This is a genomic window from Streptomyces sp. NPDC111802 (genome assembly GCF_055634335.1).
In genome coordinates this window covers 1-15,827 of the sequence record NZ_JBVKCZ010000049.1, presented here as the reverse complement: position 1 = coordinate 15,827, position 15,827 = coordinate 1, and the positions used below count along the sequence as shown (strand labels likewise).

The following is a 15,827-nucleotide window of genomic DNA, read 5'->3' as shown; positions in this document are numbered from 1 at the left end:
GGAGGCCGGGGGAGAGCTGCCGGGGTCCAGCAGCCCGCCCCACTCCTGACCGTCGGTGAACCAGTCGCCGGGACGCCCCTTAGCGCCGGGCATATTCGCGGAAGCCGCGGCCCGTCTTGCGGCCGAGGCAGCCCGCGGCCACCAAGTGCTCCAGGAGCGGCGCCGGAGCGAGGCCCGGGTCGCGGAACTCGCGGTGCAGGACCTTCTCGATCGCGAGGGAGACATCGAGTCCGACGACGTCCAGCAGCTCGAACGGGCCCATCGGGTAGCCGCCGCCCAGCTTCATCGCAGCGTCGATGTCGTCGAGCGTGGCGTAGTGCTCCTGCACCATCTTGATCGCGTTGTTCAGGTACGGGAACAGCAGCGCGTTCACGATGAAACCGGCCCGGTCACCGCAGTCCACGGCGTGCTTCCTGACCTTGCCGCAGACCTCGCGGACCGTCGCGTGGACGTCGTCGGCCGTCAGGACCGTACGGACGACCTCGACCAGCTTCATCGCCGGCGCCGGGTTGAAGAAGTGCATGCCGATCACGTCCTGCGGACGCGAGGTGGCGCGGGCACAGGCGACGACGGGCAGCGACGAGGTGGTGGTGGCCAGCACCGCGCCCGGCTTGCAGACCTTGTCGAGCGTCGCGAACAGCTGCCGCTTGATCTCCAGGTCCTCGGCGACCGCCTCGACGGCCAGATCGACGTCGGCGAACGCGTCGTACGTACCCGCCGCGGTGATCCGGTCCAGGGTCTGCGCGGCGGCCTCGGCCGTCATCCGGCCCTTGTCGACCGAGCGGGACAGCGACTTGCCGATCCGGGCCTTCGCGGTCTGCGCCTTCTCCTCGCTGCGGGCGGCCAGCACGACGTCGTAGCCTGCCTTGGCGAAGACCTCCGCGATGCCGGACGCCATCGTGCCGGAGCCCGCGACACCGACCGAGCGGACCTCGCGGCCCGGCGTGAGCGCGGCGCCCTCCAGCGGCGTCAGCGCGTCCCGCACGACGGTGGCGCTGCCGGGAGCCTCGTAGGTGTAGAAACCGCGGCCCGACTTACGGCCCGTCAGGCCGGCCTCGCTGAGCTGCTTGAGGATCGGTGCGGGGGCGTGCAGGCGGTCGCGGGACTCGGCGTACATGGCCTCCAGGACCGTGCGCGCCGTGTCGACGCCGATCAGGTCGAGCAGGGCCAGCGGGCCCATCGGCAGTCCGCAGCCCAGCCGCATCGCCGCGTCGATGTCCTCGCGGGAGGCGTACTTGGCCTCGTACATCGCGGCCGCCTGGTTGAGGTAGCCGAACAGCAGCCCGTCGGCGACGAAACCGGGCCGGTCGCCGACCGCGACGGGCTCCTTGCCGAGGTCCAGGGCCAGGTTGGTGACCGCGGTGACGGCCGTCGGCGCGGTCAGCACGGAGGAGACGACCTCGACCAGCCGCATCGCCGGCGCCGGGTTGAAGAAGTGCAGCCCGAGCACCCGCTCGGGGCGGGCCGAGTCGGCGGCCAGCCGCGTGACCGACAGGGCGTTGGTGCCGGTCGCCAGGATCGTCTCGGGGCGCACGATCCCGTCCAGCTCGCGGAAGATCTGCTGCTTGATCTCGTACGACTCCGGAGCCACCTCGATGACCAGGTCGGCGTCGGCAGCGGCCCGCAGGTCGGTGGAGGTGCGGACGCGGGCGAGAGCGTCCGTGCGCTCGTCCTCGGTGAGCCGGCCGCGCTCCACGGCACGGGCGGTCGAGGACTCCAGGGCGGCGACGGCCTTGGCGGTCGCGGCCTCGCTGATGTCGATACCGATGACCTCGCGACCGGCCTTGGCCAGGACCTCGGCGATACCGGTGCCCATGGTGCCGAGGCCGACGACGGCAACGGTCTTGAGCGGGGACAGAGGGGTGTCGGACAGGGGAGTGGCCATCGCGGGACTCCAGGGATGAGGGTGACGACTGGAAATGCGCCCGGGTGCGCCGAAGGGGGCCCGACCGGAGTCGGAGCCGAACCGTGAGCGCACCGGGTGCGGAAGAAGTGCGGGTGTTGCCGGGCTGCAAGCGCACACGCCCGGTGCCGTCGCTGCGGACGTGCACACGTCCGAGGAGCGGTGATGACCGACCGGCCCTGTCCCGTGACCGAGTCGTACTGCGGTACGCGATGTACCGAACCGACTGCTCTCGCGGCGGCTGCGTCACCAGGCCGCCGCAAGGGGGTGTGCGAGTGGGTAACTCGCTCGTCTGAGCTTAACTCCCGGGTAACGAGCGCGCCAGCCCTCGTGTTTGTGATGTACGTCCCGCGAAACCGACCGCCCCCCTAATCTCGGTGCCATGGACGAAGAGTTGCGATCACTCACGGAGCGCTTACGGCAGGAGTCCGGAGCATCGGCCGCGTACGACCGCCTCGTGGCGACCGAGGACCTCGACGAACTGGCGGGCGTGCTCACCGCGCCCGGACAGCCGCTGTGGGCCAGGGAGTTGGCCGCGTTCCGGCTGGGCCTCGCCGGGGACCGCCGGGCCTTCGAGTCTCTCGTCCTGCTGCTGAACCACCGCGACCCGGAGCGCTGTGTCTCCGCCGCCCATGCCCTCGCCCACCTCGGCGACCCACGCACGGCCCGCGCGGCGGCCGCCCTCGCCACCAACGAACTCCGCGTCGCCTACGCCCTGCACCCGGTCCGGCTCCTGGTCGAACTGCGCGCCCCCGAAGCCGTCCCCGCCCTGATCACCACCCTGGAGCGACGCCTGCGCCCCCACGACCCCTACCGCCGCGTGGCCCTCGCCTGTGTGGAGGGCCTTGGCGCCCTGGGCGACGCCCGCGCCCGGCAGGTCCTGAATGAGGCCCTGGCCCACCCGTCCCTGGCGGAGGCGGCGGTGCGGGCGCTGGCACGGATCCCCCGTCAACGGTGAGCCGCCAGCTCCGGCGCGTACCGCACCTCGGGCACCTCGACCCCGTCCACCTCGAAGGGCTCCTCGGCGCCGTCGGCCCGGAAGCCCGCTCGTTCGTAGAAGCGCCGTGCGCGGGCGTTGTCCTTGAGGACCCAGAGGAGCATCCGGGCATGTCCGGCGGCCGTGCGGTGGCGTACCGACTCCTGGAGCAGGGCGTGGCCTATGCCGGCGCCATACCGTCCGGGATCGACGTAGACGGCGTACAACTCGGCGTCCTCGGTGCGCACTTCGCCGTCGCGGTACGGGCCGTGGCAGGCCCAGCCGACGATCTCGCCGCCCTCCTCGGCGACGAGGTCCACCACGCTCCCGTCGCCCTGCGAGAAGTATCCGCGTCGGCGCTCGGCTTCCTGCGCCACGTCCAGAGCATCCAGGTACGACCGCGGGATCAGGCCCCGATAGGCGCTGCGCCAGCCGCCGACGCGGATCTCGGCGACGCGGTCGCAGTCGGCCTGGGCCATGGGGCGGATCCGTATGCCGTCGTAGTCCATGAGGGGACCCTAGGTCGGGCAGCCAGGGGTCGGCGTCCCATTAACCCGGCAGCACCGCGTACGCCTCCACCTCCATCAGGAACTCCGGCCGCACCAGCCCTGCCACCTGCACCGCCGACGAGGCCGGAAGGCGGTCGTCGGATATGTGCCGCGCGCGGGCCGCGCGGATCGCCGGCATATGGGCCATGTCCGTGACGAAATAGGTGAGTTTGACGACGTCGTCGAAGGTCGCCCCGGCCGCGGCCAGGCAGCGCCTGAGGTTCTCGAAGACCTGGCGGGCCTGATCCGCGGGGTCGCCCACGCCGACGAGCTCGCCGGCCTCGTCCAGGGCGAGCTGGCCGGAGACGGCGACGAAACGGCCCGTGCCGAGCACGACGTGTGAGTACTGCGCGGCGGGGGCGACCCCGTCGGGGGCGGGAATCCTGGTCAGCTCACTCATGGGTCCATCGTGGACCATGGCACTGACAACGCCCCCGACGGGCAGTCAGGTCGCTCAGGCACTCAAGGGCGGAACCCGAGCAGCCCGTGCAGTTCGGCACCGCGTGACACCTTCGCCGTGGCCTTGGAGCTCAGCGGCTTCGGATCGGGCTGTGCCCCGCACACCGCGTCGACCGTCCCCGCGCCGCGCGGCACCGTGCCGTCGGCCAGGTACGCCGCGAGGTGTTCGTCCAGGCAGGTGTTCCCGCCCAGGGTGATGGCGTGATTGCCGCCGCCCCGCTCGACCACGAGACTGGAGCGGGCCAGCTGCCGGTGGACCGTGACGGCGCCCTGGTACGGGGTGGCGGCGTCGTCGGTCGCCTGGAACAGCAGGACCGGCGGCAGCTTCTTGTTCGCGATGTCCACCGAACGCGGCGAGTTCGTCGGCCAGAACGCGCACGGCGCGTTGTACCAGGCGTTGTTCCAGGTCATGAAGGGCGCCTTCGCGTACACGGCCCGGTTGTCCGCCCGCCACCGGTCCCAGTCGCGCGGCCAGGCGGCGTCCCGGCACTGCACGGTGGTGTAGATGCTGTAGCCGTTGTCGTCGGACGCGTCGGAGGCGCCGAAGTTCTCGTACGCCGCGATCAGCGCAGCGGCCTTCCCCTCGTTCACGTACGCCGCGAAGGCCTCGGCGAGATGGGGCCAGAAGCCGTTGTAGTAACCGCCGGGGACGAAGGTGTCCTCCAGTTCGGACGCTCCGACCTTCCCGCCGGCCGGCCTCCTGGCCAGCGCCGCCCGCATCGCGTACCACTTGGCCTCGACCCTCGCCGGATCGGTGCCGAGCCGGTAGGTCGCGTCGTGCTTGGCCACCCAGGCCAGGAAGGCGCGGTGCCGGTCGTCGAAGGCGACGTCCTGCGCGAGGTTGTCCTCGTACCAGACCCCGGTCGGGTCGACGACCGAGTCCAGGGCCGCGCGCCGCACCCGCTCGGGGAAGAGCTTGGCGTAGACCGCGCCGAGGTAGGTGCCGTACGAGTAGCCGAAGTAGTTGATCCGCGGTGCGCCGAGTGCCGTACGGATCCGGTCCATGTCACGCGCCGCACTGACCGTGTCGATGTAGGGCAGTACATCCGGGTACTTCTTCGCGCACGCGCGCGCGAAGGCCTTGGCGCGCAGGAGATTGGCCTGCTCGGTCCGCGCGTCGCTCGGCAGAGAGTCGGGGCGCACCGGGGCGAAGTGGCCGGGCTTGCAGGCGAGGGCCGGCCTGCTCCTGCCGACCCCGCGCGGGTCGAAGCCGATGACGTCGTACTGGGTCGCCACCGCCTCGGGCAGCGCGGCGGCGACGAAGCCGGCGAGCGTGAGCCCGCTCGCTCCGGGGCCGCCGGGGTTGACCAGCAGGGGGCCCTGGTATTTCTTCGCGGTGTGCGGGACGCGGGACAGCGCGATGGTGATCTGCCGCCCGTGCGGATCGGTGTGGTCGAGCGGCACCTTCAGGGACGCGCACTGGAGCGTCGGATACTTCTGGGTGCCGCACTGCTTCCAGGTGAGGGACGCGGATAGAACGGATTCCGCGGGGTGTGCGGCGCGCGCCTGTGCGGGGACGGCCGTCACGGTCCCGGCCATGAGGACGGCGGTGCCGCAGAGAACGGCTGCGCGTTTTCCCATCGGGTCTCCCAGGACGGAGGGATCGGACCGTGAGCGTCACGGTCCTGGCCGCATAGTCCCGGAGAGGGTGCCCGGAAGAACTCGTTCCATCAGGACATGACCCGATCGGGTCGAGGGATGCGCTCCAATGCTCCCCGATGCGCCCCGATACTCCCTGTTGCTCCCTGATGCGCTCAGATCAGCGAAAGCTGGGTCGGTTCGGTTGCCGCGGGCTCGGCCGGCTGGGGTTCGGGGATCCGTCGTGGCATCACCGCGCGTGTGGGGCCGATGCCGTACTCCTGCGCCAGATCGTGGACCTGACGGGTGATCCGGCGCTGGTACCACTTCGGCGCGTAGGCGCCGTCCGCGTACAGCCGCTCGTAGCGGCGCACCAGATGCGGGTGTTCACGGCCCAGCCAGGCCATGAACCACTCGCGGGTGCGGCGAGAGATGCTGATCAGCCTCCAACTAGTACTCCAGCCGTAGATCGTGATCTTCATGCCTGAGTGGCTTGTCGACAGTAGTGGCTGGCCTGGGATCGGGCCTGGTGGCGGCGCCGCCAGTGGGACCAACCGAGCCGGTGGGCGGCATCGTGGACGGGTCGGACAACGAGTGTGATGAACAGGCGCTGGATCTCGTTGCAGGTGAGCGGAACGAGGGCATCGGGTGCGGGGCGGGTGTGCTCGTCTGCGCGTACGACGGCGAGGAAGGCGTGCGCGAGCATGGCGAGGGTGACCCAGCGGGACCAGGAGGCATAGCGGCGGACCTGGTGCTCGTCGAATGCGGCCAGGCCCTTGCCCGACTGGAAGAACTCCTCTACCCGCCATCTTGATCCAGCGACTCTGACCAGCACGGTCAGCGGCACGGGTGCGCGCGAGTAGCAGCGGTAGTAGGCGAGTTCGCTGGTGCTGCGATTACGGCGGATCAGCAGCTGACGACTCCCGGGTCGGGGGTCGGCGAGGTCGATGACGGCCCAGTCGTAGAAACGGTGGCCCTTGGCCCCGGCCCCTGCGGAGAGCTTCTGCCAGGCCCGCTTGGGCGCCTTCTTGGCCAGGGTGTCCGCACGGAACCTCCCCGCCCCGGTGGTGACTTCGTGCGAGCAGGCCACCGCGAGGACGTAGCCGGTGCCGCGTTCCTCCAGTGCGGTTCGCAGCCTGGGGTTGCCGCCGTAGACCTCGTCGCCGGCGACCCATGCGGCCTGGTGGCCGGCGTCCAGGAACCGGGCAACCATACGAGTGGCCAGTTCCGGCTTGGTGGCGAAGGCGGTGTCCTGGTCGAGGCCGGCATCCCGGCAGCGGTCAGGGTCGGAGGTCCATGAACGCGGGACGTACAGTTCCCGGTCCAATGCCGCGTGCCCGCGCCGGCCGGCGTAGACCAGGTAGACGGCGACTTGGGCATTTTCGATCCTGGCCGCGGTACCGGTGTCCTGGCGCTGGACGCCGACCGTGCCGGTGCCCTTCTTCACGTCCCCGTCTCGTCGACCACCAGTACCGCCTGGTCGTCGTGCAGGTGGTCCACCACGTAGTCACACACATCGTCGCGGACCCGGTCGGCGCCCACCAACTTCCGGACCCGGAACCGGGGTTCGACCCGTGTGAACCGTCCCGCTGTCCGGCTCATCAGGCCCTCGAACGCCTCCTGCCAGCGGGCAGGGTCTACGCTGTGACCTGCGGCCACCGCGTCATCGTTTGTCTTCACACACCGATGATCAACGGGTGGCGGCACCCGTCTCCACAGCGCGTCGGGGTCGCGCAGCGTCCGCCCGCCGTCCTGTGTCAGGAGGACATGTGCAACGTGGCGAAGTCTGGTGGGTGGAGTTCGACGAGCGGCGGCCGGTCGTGCTGCTGTCGGGAGACGACGCGTCCGGGATCCGGGTGATGCAGGTCGTCGCTCGGGCGGGTGTCGACATCACCGGTCTGGGCGTCGAAGTGGCAGTAGGCGCCGTGGAAGGACTGCCCTTTGAAGGCGTGCTTCGGTTCGCGTTCCCGCGTCCGGGCTTTACCCCTTGCACGTGGCTGACCACCGTGTCCCGGGACGACCTGATCGAGCGGGCGGGCGCCCTGTCCTCCGCGAAACTCAGCGAGATCGAGAACGCCCTCCGTCTCGGTGAGCAGGCGAAGGAGTGGACCCCGGCGACGACCGCGAAGCTCAGCGAGATAAGGAACGCTCATTGTGTCGGTGAGAAGCAGCAACACGTGTCGGTGAGTTCTAGGAACGAGTGAGGGTGCTCAGCCGCCAGAATGTCGGTGAGTTTTAGCAACGCCGCGAAGCCGCCAGCCTTAAAGGCACCGCTGGATGTGCTGGTCGCACGGGAGATCGGCGTCCCAGGCCACCCGGAGACCGGCATCGGAGCGATCGTGGGTGACGATCCGCCGCTGTTCGACCGGCATTCACTGGACATGCTCGGCCTGAGCGAGGACCGACTCGCCCCGGACGTGGCCCGCGAGCGGACCGAGCTGCACCGTCGGGAACTGCGGTACCGAGGTGATCGCTCCAGGCCCGAAATCAAGGACCGGGCCGTGATCCTCATCGATGAGGGGCTCGCCACCGGCGCCACCGCACGCGCCGCCCTGCCCCACCTGCGCCGCCAGGGCCCGGCGCAGCTGATCCTTGCCGTCGCCGTCTGGCTCCCGACACCGCCGCAGCGATGCGCTCGGAAGCCGATGACGTCGTCTGTCTGCACCAGCCGCCGGACTTCCGCGCAGTCGGACAGTGGTACGACGACTTCGACCAGGTCAGCGACGAGGAGGTCATGCAAGCACTGCACGAACACGGTGCCCCGGCAGGCAGGCGTTGAGTGGCCCCGAAGCGGACCGGCGGATCGATCCCCGGCCTTATACCTGAGGCTGCGGTCCGCACACGGGCGAAGCGGTCCACCTGGACGAGGTGGCGCGTGCCTCTGGGCTGCCTCCCGAGGAGACTTCTGGGCTGCTCGACGACCTGGTCACCGTGCACGGCACCGCGACTGAACTGGCCGGATCCGACAGCCCGGACACGGGGTCCCGGTTCGAGGTCAGGCCCGGGTTGTGAGCCCACCCGGCTGACGTTCACCGGCGCGGCCCGACTCGTGCCGTGAGTCGCCGCACTGGGTCGGACCATGCCTGCGGGTCGAGCCAGGGAAAGGTATTGGCGCCCGGCACCGCGATGCATTCCCCGTCAGTCACTAGCCCCGGCATCGCGGCATGTCTGGCCGGCCGACCGGGTGCGCGGCACGCGTCCGCGCTTAGCATCCGCGTCGCCAAGGAAAAACTCCTTGAACTCCTCCGCGATTTGTGGGAGCTGGCGCAGAGATCGCATCACGCGGGCGGTTACGCGGTGATCCGCCGGGCGTACACCTCGATCTCGATCTTCATGCGGGGGTCGGCGAGGCCGCACATGAGCATGGTGGCGGCCGGCCGGACCTCTCCGAACGTGCGACGTAGCACCGGCCAGCAGGGCTCGAAGTCCGCCCGGTCGGGCAGCAGGTAGCGCACCCGCACCACGTCAGCGAAGGTGCACTTCGCTTCGGTAAGGGCGACCTCGATGTTGCGCAGGCACTGCTCCGCCTGCTCCACCACGTCGTCGGAAATCGTCATGGTGGTGTAGTCGAATCCGGTCGTTCCGGACACATGGACCCAGTCGCCGTCGACCACAGCGCGGGCATAGCCGATTTGTTCCTCGAACGTCGAGCCGCTGAGTATTGAACGTCGCTCCGTCATGCGCCGAACGCTAGGTGACCAGGACCGATACGTCTAATACGGCCTCACGTATGTAGTGATATCTCTGAGCGTATGGAGCGCCCTGAACTTCCCCTTCCGCAACTGCACGCCTTCGTCGTTCTTGCCGAGGAACTCCACTTCGGCCACGCCGCTACCCGCTTGGGCATCGCCCAGCCGCCGCTGAGCCAGCAGATCCGCCGTCTGGAGGACAAGGTCGGCTACGCGCTGTTCAGCCGCGAACCCGGGCGCATCGGACTCACCCCGGCGGGCCGGGAGCTTCTCCCCGCCGCCCGGCATGCCCTGACCGACCTCGCGGACGGCCTGACCGCAGCCCGAGAGGTCGGTAGCGGCAGGGCCGGCCGCCTGCGGATCGGCTTCGCAGCCTCCGTCGCCCTCACTGTCCTCCCCGGCCTGCTGCGAACCTTCCGGGGACGACTTCCCGCCGTGGACCTGGATATCCGGGAGATGACCACCACACCGCAACTGGCTGCTCTGCGCGAAAGGGCGATCGACATCGGCCTGTTGCGCGAACCGCCTGCCCATGATACGGAACTCGGATTCGAGACCGTGCTGGACGAACCCTTCGTGGCCGTCCTGCCCTCCTCGCACCCACTCGCGACACAGCGAGCCGTCCGAGTCGAGCAGTTGGCCAACTGCCCCTTCGTGCTCATGCCTCGCACCGTCGGCCCCTCGCTGTACGACCAGATCACCGACTTGTGCATCACGGCAGGCTTCACACCCCAGGTGACTCAGCACGCCGTGGAATGGCAGACCGTCTGCGCCCTGGTGGAAACGGGCCTGGGCGTGTCACTGGCCCCGGAGAGCATCCGCCGTATCCGCCTCAAAGGCGTTGCCTTTCGCAGGATCGAGCCCAACGCAGCGCGCACACGAGTCGCCGTCGCTTGGCGCAAGAACGACTCAAACCCCCTGGTCCCACGCCTCCTGGCGGCTCTCAAAGCCCTGGACTAGGGAACCGCCATGCTGGCCCCTGCTGCTGACCCCGTCCCCGGGCGCGCCCCGAAGGTGCTCAGGGGCCTGGCCTGCGTGGCGTACTAAGGGCACCGGGGAGAAGACGTCCCCGGGGGCCGGCATTCCGACTCGTGCTGCTCCACGCCAGCGCGCGTCAGATGTCACGCGTCGACCGGCTGCGGCTCCTCGCTCAACGACGTCGTCCGGAAATTCCGCCCGGGTGCCTCCCCGCTGGAGGGCGCCCGTATCTTCGAGGGCAGCCGGCGGCCTGGATCCCAGCCTCCTCCCGGTGTGCGTCGTGGCGTTGGCACCTGTATGCCGCGAGAGGCGCTCGGCGGTGCGGGGAACGGGTCGCCGAACGACGGGGGAGGGTTCATGCGTTCCCTGCTGACCTGGGTAGTTCGGCTGTGTGCGCTGGTGGGTTGGGTCGCGACCGCGGTCGCATGCTTCTGGCTGCTGGGCGCCACCGCCATGCCTCGGCCGTGGACCGAGGCGTATGTGTGGGGAGCCGTCGCCGTGGCGTGTGCGGTGGTACGCGTGCTGGCGCTGTGGGGTCTGCGAGTGCTGCCCCGGGAGAACAGGACGCCGGGAGAGCCGGTGTCCTTGTCGAAGGTGGCTGATCGGCGGTCCGTGTCCGGATCCGTGTCGCTCAGTGAGGCCCTCGGGTTCTCCTTCAGCGACCTCGACGATGCCCGGGCGTGGATCAAACTGCGCACCGGCGCTGTCTGGGCGCTGGTGGCGTTCGCCTCGGGGGCCTTCTTCGTCGCGCTGCTGACGTCGGCCAACGCGGGTGAGAAGCTCGACGACCTGCGCACGGCGGGCGCCGAGGCCAGCACGGCGACCGTCGTGGGCGGGCCGCAGGCGATCCGCGAAGAGCTGACCGACGAGCATGCCGTCAAGGGGTATGTCTCACGGCTCGTGGTCTCCGTGCCCGGCGGCCCCGGACGGCTCCCCGTGCGTGGCGCCTACACCTACGACCGGCCCCGTGCCGGCACCGAGGTCGACGTGCTGTGGGCCAGATCGGCACCGGGGCTGGGCGGTTACGTCAACGAGAGCAAGAACCTGCGCGTGCTCGCCGAAGCACGCTGGAACGCCTTCGCGGACGACGAGCTGGGTGTCGCATCCCTGCTCGCCTTCATCGTCATCATGGTCTTCTTCGGGGGCGTTCCGGGCGCTGTCTTCACTCTCGCACCGCAGGCCGACGTGCTGCAGCGGCTGGCCGGGTCGGCGCCGGTCCAGACGGTCCGTGCCGCGCTGGCCGTGGCGGTGTTCTGGGGCTGGAGTCCGACGCTGCTGGGGCACGAGGCCGGTGTGCTCCAGTGGCTACTGGCGGGGGCCAGTTTCCTGCTCGTCCTGCTGGCCTACGTCTGCACATCCGTCCGGTCCTTCGTCCGCTGAGCACGCACAGGCCGGCAGGATGAGCCTTGACGTCATGGCAGCCCCGGCTGATCTTGTTCCGTCTGCCGGTCGAGGATCGCCTGCCTGATGGCGGCACTGCCGGCGACGAACCAAGCTGGCAGGCCAACCGGGAGCCGACGGCCGCATCGAGCGCGTCGCCGTCGATGCGAGCTAGCAGCGGGCCGAGCGTACAGGCGCGCGGCACCCGCCCGGCCATACCCAGGCGGGTCCGGACCTCCTCGGGTGCCCCGGTCGCGAATCGGGCGATCGCCACCAGCGTCGAGGCCCCGCCGAGCACGGCGAGGGCGCACAGGGCCAGCAGTGCACCGAGCCGGTAGCGGCGGCCCTGGCGGCATCGCGGATCGGGCAGTCGATGGCGCTCGTAGACCGTCTTCCACGGCCCGAGCCGCTCGGGCACATCCCGCCGCTGCACCCCGGTCCGCACCCGGTGCGAAATGCCGTCGATCGCCTGCCGGTGCTCCCGTCGCCGGGCGACAACGGCCATTGCTGACCGGCAGGAACAGCTCATGCCGCTCGCACTCCGCATCCGTCAGATCACCTCGCCCCATGCCCCGAACAGCGATCCGACAGGACGCCAGTCACATGATCGGCTGGCTAGTAGCCTGCGGCCGGATCCCTCCCCGTTCGCGGTCCCCACCCGCTTCGACGGTGCCCCTGAGCGAGTCGCAGTTCCGCTCAGCGGATCACGCCCTGGAGCTCGCGGATGACGCCGCGGGATCCGTTGATGCATTGCGGCAGGTCGTCTCACGGCTGGACCGCTTCATCTCTCTCGGCTGAAGCGCCCGGACAGGGCCTAGTCAGCCACCCCCCGCGCAGAGGGGGAACCTCAGGTGGAGACAGCAGTGCGGGACAGGGCGGTGCGCAGCGCGAACGCGCCGAGCAGGCCGCCTGCTGTGAACCGTTGGGCGGTCATGGCGCGGGGCCGGGCGGCCAGAAACCCGGAGACCCGTGCTGCGCCCAGCATGATCAGAGCGTTCACGGAGATGCCGACGAGGATCTGCACACCACCGAGCTGGAGGAGTTGTCCCCAGGCCGGACCTGCCTGCGGGTCCAAGAACTGGGGCAGTAGGGCGGCGTACATAAGAGCGATCTTGGGGTTGAGCAGGTTGGTCAGTAGCCCCATCGAGAACAGGCGGGCATCGGAGACCGGAGGCAGGTCTTGGGCCGGGGCGAAGGGCGAGCGGCCGCCGGGCTTGAGCATGCCCCAGGCGAGGTAGGCCAGGTAGGCGGCCCAGGCAAGCTTGACCACCGTGAATGCCACCGGCACGGCGGCGAACAACGCGGACAGGCCCGCAGCCGCGGCCAGCAGATAGCACACGAATCCCACGGCGGTACCACTGAGGCTAACCAGGCCAGCCCTGCGGCCTTGGGTGATCGCGCGGGAGGCGAGGTGGACCATGTTCGGTCCCGGAGTCAGAGCCATGCCCAGTTCGACCAGTGCTACTCCTCCGACTGCGGTCAGAGTGATCACCGGTCAACCTCCAGGTCGTTCGTCGGGTACCTGATACGAAATGGGGTCACCCAACTGCAAAGAATGGAGACGACGCGTGAGCAGCGCCTGCCTCGCCCACTGCAGCATACGGCCTTGCCGCTCGGTATCTTCGTGCGCCCCCGGCCCCGTGCCTGGCCCGGCCTCTGGCGCGCAAAGGAAACGAACGCCCGCGACAGCGTGGTCGGTCTCGTCCAGATGATCGACGCTGCCAGCTGCCTCCTCGGCGCCCCTCACGATCGAGATCACGAACTACGGCTGGAGTATTAGCCCCCGCGAACGTAACCGGAAGCCAGCCAGGCAGCCGCAGCCACACCGGGTTGGTCGGCTCACACCTACCTGATTGGGCCCCAGGGGAATCCATGACGACGTCTATCGCCTTCTCCCCATCGACCGGGTGTGCCCACCCGCTGATCACAGATGGTCTACATGCCAACTGTCAGTGAGCCCTTCAGCGTGGCCGCTGGTCGCGGGAGGGCTACCGCAGAAATTGCGTTGACCTGTGATTTTGTGGATCGCTCCAGTGGCGATCCGCCTTGTTGAGTCGCAGCATTCCTTGAGGACGGGGGCGGAGGGGCATGCCTCAGCCCGTCGTGTACCAGAAGACCGACGACTACGGGGTCACCAAGTTGAAGACCGGGTAGATCTTCGGCTCCACCTCCGGAGCACCGGCCCCCCGTAAAAGCGGCAGGACGACTTCACTGAACCGGCGGAACGCCTCCTCGGACTCCCAGACGTCGGCGACGTAGGTCGACAGCATCCGCACCATCACCAAGTGGGGGGAGTACGACACGAAGCCCGACGCCGACCAGACGCCGTTCCGCGTCACCTTCACCATCACCAACGGCACGAAGAAGGCGTACGACCTGGACGGCTTCGGCTACAACGCCGAGGGCGCCACTACCGGCGGACAGACCGAGTTCCTGTACGTCGAGGTCAGCTCCAAGCAGGCGACCGGGCGCCTCGCCGCCGGCCGCTCCGCGACGTTCACCTCCGAGTACTCCCTCGCCAAGAGCGACGGCAAGGAGGTCCTGTTCACCATGAGCCGCACGGACGATGCGTGGCTGGAGCGCGGCAGCTTCCTCGGCGAAGACCCGAACTGGACCGGCACCATCAAGTAGCCCGGCGCCGACGCCACTGGCGGGCTGCCCACCATCCTCGACGGTAGATCTGCCACTTCTGGGGCAGGTACCAGAGGTCATCGCGGCAGACGTCTGTGAACTCGCGCTGTGCTTCCACGACCTTGTTCGTCGCCTCCATCACCTCGTCGGCCGTGCTGGACGAGCCATGATCGAACAGTTCGATGACCTGCTCCAGTACGGCGTCTGCCGCGCGGAGAGGATCAGGGTTGGCAACGAGGCGCAGGTCCAGGTAGGCGTGGAGAACCTGGCCTTGGGCGTGGGCCAGCTTGTGCAGACCTTCCTTGGCGGCTCGCTGCGCCTCGAACGGCTGGAGCGTGAAACTCCAACGCCGCTTGCCCACCCAGGTCGTGTACAGCTGCTGTTCCAGCAGCACAGCGGTGACTACAAGGTTCGCGTCCATCACCGATGCCTGGAACCGGTCGTACACCTGGCGCCGTTCGTCTCGGCTCCCGAGGCGTACCCCGGCCCGGGACTGGAGTCGCTTCGTGAGCGCGGAGGCCAGGGCCTTCGCCGCGGATGGACCAGCGGCGCTGATCGGATCAACCATCCGGGCAGTCTCCTACAACTGCGTGTCGCATCCAGCCTGTTACCTCATGGGTCACCCCCATGGGTAGGCGAGTGCCGTGATCTATGCGTACTCGCTCGGCTGGAACGGGCCCACGACCTCTGCCACGCACACCGGGTGCAGCCTGAACGCCTGCCGCAGCCCCACCGAAGCAGGCCGCAACGGTTCAGCTCAGCACTTCTCGTCGTAGAAGTACTCCGCCATCTCCGTCGTACCCACTGACGGATCGTTCACCATGTTCTCCAACAGAATCCCCACAGGCTCTGGACCGTCAGCCAGCATCAAATCGCGCGCCGTCTGCTGAGTCTCTGTGTCCAGCGAGCCCCAGATCTCGTCGTACATGACCTCGTCGGTCGCGTCGTCCATGATGTCGTTCACGTGCCCGGTCAGAACGTCCTTCACCGCCGACCGGTACTGCTCTTCCGTGAGGCCACGGCACTCCACGTCGTCCGATGCGTCCTGGACGTTGTCCTCTTGGTAGTTCCTCTCCAGCAGCTCTGCGCAGTCGTCGCTGGTGTAGACGGTGGCCCGCAACTCGTCCTGCACCGCAGGCAGACGCTTCGGACAATATGCTTTCACCCCAGCGACCAGCAGCTCGTTCGCATCCGTCCTCTGCGTGCCCCACTCCTCGCTGATCGGATACAAGCCGCCACCCCCGAACATCCACTCCACGCTGTGCCCCGATTCCAACTCCTTGCACCAACGCGGCGGGTACGTCAGCAGTTCGTCGTTCGACGGCCGCATGGTGGTGAACTCCAGCTCCTGCGAAGCGGTGATGAACTGGCCTGCCCTGTTCACGCTGGGGCTCGCCTTGGCAGCCGGCCTACCGTCGTCGCTGGAGCCGCAGCCTGCCAGGGTGAGCATCAGGGCGGCGGATAGGGCGGTGATGGTGCGGCGCATGGTTCCCCCCAAGGCGATCCGTACTACGGGGCATCATGACCGCATATGGGGCGGTGGTTGGAGGTCATGTGTCCCTGTTGTGACATGGCCGTGCGTCGGGCCTACTAGTACTGCAACGGTGCTTGTTCTGATTGCTGGGCAGTTTCAGGGACTGTGTCCGCGTCGTTTGTAGTGGCTGATGCGGGCTTGGTGCTGGCGT

The 15,827-nt window shown here is 68.9% G+C and carries 14 protein-coding genes and 4 pseudogenes; 6 read left to right on the top strand and 12 right to left on the bottom strand.

Features of this window, described 5'->3' with window-relative positions; all coding sequences use genetic code 11:
• Window positions 1-79 precede the first annotated feature (79 nt).
• Window positions 80-1,885 carry a 3-hydroxyacyl-CoA dehydrogenase family protein gene (locus ACZ7NC_RS37445; RefSeq protein WP_471495256.1) on the bottom strand — a complete coding sequence of 602 codons (1,806 nt, stop codon included), beginning with the start codon at window positions 1,883-1,885 and terminating at the stop codon, window positions 80-82.
• Window positions 1,886-2,285: 400 nt separating this feature from the next.
• Between ACZ7NC_RS37445 and ACZ7NC_RS37440 the strand changes: the two genes are divergently transcribed.
• Window positions 2,286-2,861 (top strand): adenylosuccinate lyase, encoded by a 576-nt coding sequence (locus ACZ7NC_RS37440; RefSeq protein ID WP_471495254.1) that lies wholly within the window; start codon window positions 2,286-2,288, stop codon window positions 2,859-2,861.
• On the opposite strand, the gene ACZ7NC_RS37435 is transcribed toward ACZ7NC_RS37440, so the two are convergent.
• From ACZ7NC_RS37435 to ACZ7NC_RS37415, 5 genes and pseudogenes are all read right to left on the bottom strand, one after another.
• A complete protein-coding gene (locus tag ACZ7NC_RS37435) occupies window positions 2,852-3,388 on the bottom strand; it encodes a GNAT family N-acetyltransferase (RefSeq protein WP_471495252.1) in 537 nt (178 codons plus the stop codon). The genes ACZ7NC_RS37440 and ACZ7NC_RS37435 overlap by 10 nt on opposite strands.
• A 40-nt stretch (window positions 3,389-3,428) precedes the next feature.
• Complete coding sequence (locus tag ACZ7NC_RS37430) at window positions 3,429-3,827, bottom strand: RidA family protein (protein ID WP_471495250.1); 399 nt, start codon at window positions 3,825-3,827, stop codon at window positions 3,429-3,431.
• A 62-nt stretch (window positions 3,828-3,889) separates the two neighbouring features.
• Window positions 3,890-5,467, bottom strand: coding sequence for an alpha/beta hydrolase (locus ACZ7NC_RS37425; RefSeq protein WP_471495248.1), 1,578 nt, complete (start codon window positions 5,465-5,467; stop codon window positions 3,890-3,892).
• 173 nt (window positions 5,468-5,640) lie between these two features.
• Window positions 5,641-5,883, bottom strand: a pseudogene (locus ACZ7NC_RS37420) (Rv2578c family radical SAM protein); the annotation flags it as partial.
• A 59-nt stretch (window positions 5,884-5,942) separates the two neighbouring features.
• Window positions 5,943-7,066, bottom strand: a pseudogene (locus tag ACZ7NC_RS37415) (IS701 family transposase).
• 167 nt (window positions 7,067-7,233) lie between these two features.
• Between ACZ7NC_RS37415 and ACZ7NC_RS37410 the strand changes: the two are divergent.
• The 3 genes and pseudogenes from ACZ7NC_RS37410 (at window position 7,234) to ACZ7NC_RS37400 (ending at window position 8,243) form a co-directional block, all read left to right on the top strand.
• Complete coding sequence (locus ACZ7NC_RS37410; RefSeq protein ID WP_471495246.1) at window positions 7,234-7,668, top strand: type II toxin-antitoxin system PemK/MazF family toxin; 435 nt, start codon at window positions 7,234-7,236, stop codon at window positions 7,666-7,668.
• Window positions 7,669-7,686: 18 nt separating this feature from the next.
• Window positions 7,687-8,034, top strand: a pseudogene (locus ACZ7NC_RS37405) (hypothetical protein); the annotation flags it as partial.
• 59 nt (window positions 8,035-8,093) lie between these two features.
• Window positions 8,094-8,243 (top strand): hypothetical protein, encoded by a 150-nt coding sequence (locus tag ACZ7NC_RS37400; RefSeq protein WP_471495335.1) that lies wholly within the window; start codon window positions 8,094-8,096, stop codon window positions 8,241-8,243.
• Between the two features lie 511 nt (window positions 8,244-8,754).
• On the opposite strand, the gene ACZ7NC_RS37395 is transcribed toward ACZ7NC_RS37400, so the two are convergent.
• The gene (locus tag ACZ7NC_RS37395; protein WP_471495244.1) at window positions 8,755-9,144 is read right to left on the bottom strand and encodes a RidA family protein; all 390 of its coding nucleotides are present in this window, start codon (window positions 9,142-9,144) and stop codon (window positions 8,755-8,757) included.
• Between the two features lie 72 nt (window positions 9,145-9,216).
• On the opposite strand from ACZ7NC_RS37395, the gene ACZ7NC_RS37390 reads away from it, so the two are divergent.
• Window positions 9,217-10,113, top strand: coding sequence for a LysR family transcriptional regulator (locus ACZ7NC_RS37390; protein ID WP_471495242.1), 897 nt, complete (start codon window positions 9,217-9,219; stop codon window positions 10,111-10,113).
• Window positions 10,114-10,488: 375 nt separating this feature from the next.
• Complete coding sequence (locus ACZ7NC_RS37385; RefSeq protein ID WP_471495240.1) at window positions 10,489-11,511, top strand: hypothetical protein; 1,023 nt, start codon at window positions 10,489-10,491, stop codon at window positions 11,509-11,511.
• Between the two features lie 145 nt (window positions 11,512-11,656).
• Here the strand turns inward: ACZ7NC_RS37385 and ACZ7NC_RS37380 are convergent.
• The 5 genes and pseudogenes from ACZ7NC_RS37380 to ACZ7NC_RS37360 form a co-directional block, all read right to left on the bottom strand.
• Window positions 11,657-12,016: pseudogene (locus ACZ7NC_RS37380) on the bottom strand (transposase family protein); the annotation flags it as partial.
• A 342-nt stretch (window positions 12,017-12,358) separates the two neighbouring features.
• On the bottom strand, window positions 12,359-13,003 hold the full coding sequence (locus ACZ7NC_RS37375) for a LysE family translocator (RefSeq protein WP_471495238.1): 645 nt from the start codon (window positions 13,001-13,003) through the stop codon (window positions 12,359-12,361).
• Window positions 13,004-13,634: 631 nt separating this feature from the next.
• Window positions 13,635-13,871, bottom strand: coding sequence for a hypothetical protein (locus tag ACZ7NC_RS37370; RefSeq protein WP_471495236.1), 237 nt, complete (start codon window positions 13,869-13,871; stop codon window positions 13,635-13,637).
• Between the two features lie 263 nt (window positions 13,872-14,134).
• Window positions 14,135-14,710, bottom strand: coding sequence for a hypothetical protein (locus tag ACZ7NC_RS37365; protein WP_471495234.1), 576 nt, complete (start codon window positions 14,708-14,710; stop codon window positions 14,135-14,137).
• A 189-nt stretch (window positions 14,711-14,899) separates the two neighbouring features.
• On the bottom strand, window positions 14,900-15,628 hold the full coding sequence (locus ACZ7NC_RS37360) for a hypothetical protein (RefSeq protein WP_471495232.1): 729 nt from the start codon (window positions 15,626-15,628) through the stop codon (window positions 14,900-14,902).
• Window positions 15,629-15,827: the final 199 nt, after the last annotated feature.

What these genes read in the sequence shown, in the direction of transcription:
- ACZ7NC_RS37385 (WP_471495240.1), top strand. Translation starts at nt 10,489, where the DNA reads ATGCGTTCCCTGCTGACCTGGGTAGTTCGGCTGTGTGCGCTGGTGGGT.
- ACZ7NC_RS37390 (WP_471495242.1), top strand. Translation starts at nt 9,217, where the DNA reads ATGGAGCGCCCTGAACTTCCCCTTCCGCAACTGCACGCCTTCGTCGTT.
- ACZ7NC_RS37395 (WP_471495244.1), bottom strand. Translation starts at nt 9,144, where the DNA reads ATGACGGAGCGACGTTCAATACTCAGCGGCTCGACGTTCGAGGAACAA.
- ACZ7NC_RS37435 (WP_471495252.1), bottom strand. Translation starts at nt 3,388, where the DNA reads ATGGACTACGACGGCATACGGATCCGCCCCATGGCCCAGGCCGACTGC.
- ACZ7NC_RS37400 (WP_471495335.1), top strand. Translation starts at nt 8,094, where the DNA reads ATGCGCTCGGAAGCCGATGACGTCGTCTGTCTGCACCAGCCGCCGGAC.
- ACZ7NC_RS37360 (WP_471495232.1), bottom strand. Translation starts at nt 15,628, where the DNA reads ATGCGCCGCACCATCACCGCCCTATCCGCCGCCCTGATGCTCACCCTG.
- ACZ7NC_RS37430 (WP_471495250.1), bottom strand. Translation starts at nt 3,827, where the DNA reads ATGAGTGAGCTGACCAGGATTCCCGCCCCCGACGGGGTCGCCCCCGCC.
- ACZ7NC_RS37365 (WP_471495234.1), bottom strand. Translation starts at nt 14,710, where the DNA reads ATGGTTGATCCGATCAGCGCCGCTGGTCCATCCGCGGCGAAGGCCCTG.
- ACZ7NC_RS37445 (WP_471495256.1), bottom strand. Translation starts at nt 1,885, where the DNA reads ATGGCCACTCCCCTGTCCGACACCCCTCTGTCCCCGCTCAAGACCGTT.
- ACZ7NC_RS37440 (WP_471495254.1), top strand. Translation starts at nt 2,286, where the DNA reads ATGGACGAAGAGTTGCGATCACTCACGGAGCGCTTACGGCAGGAGTCC.
- ACZ7NC_RS37425 (WP_471495248.1), bottom strand. Translation starts at nt 5,467, where the DNA reads ATGGGAAAACGCGCAGCCGTTCTCTGCGGCACCGCCGTCCTCATGGCC.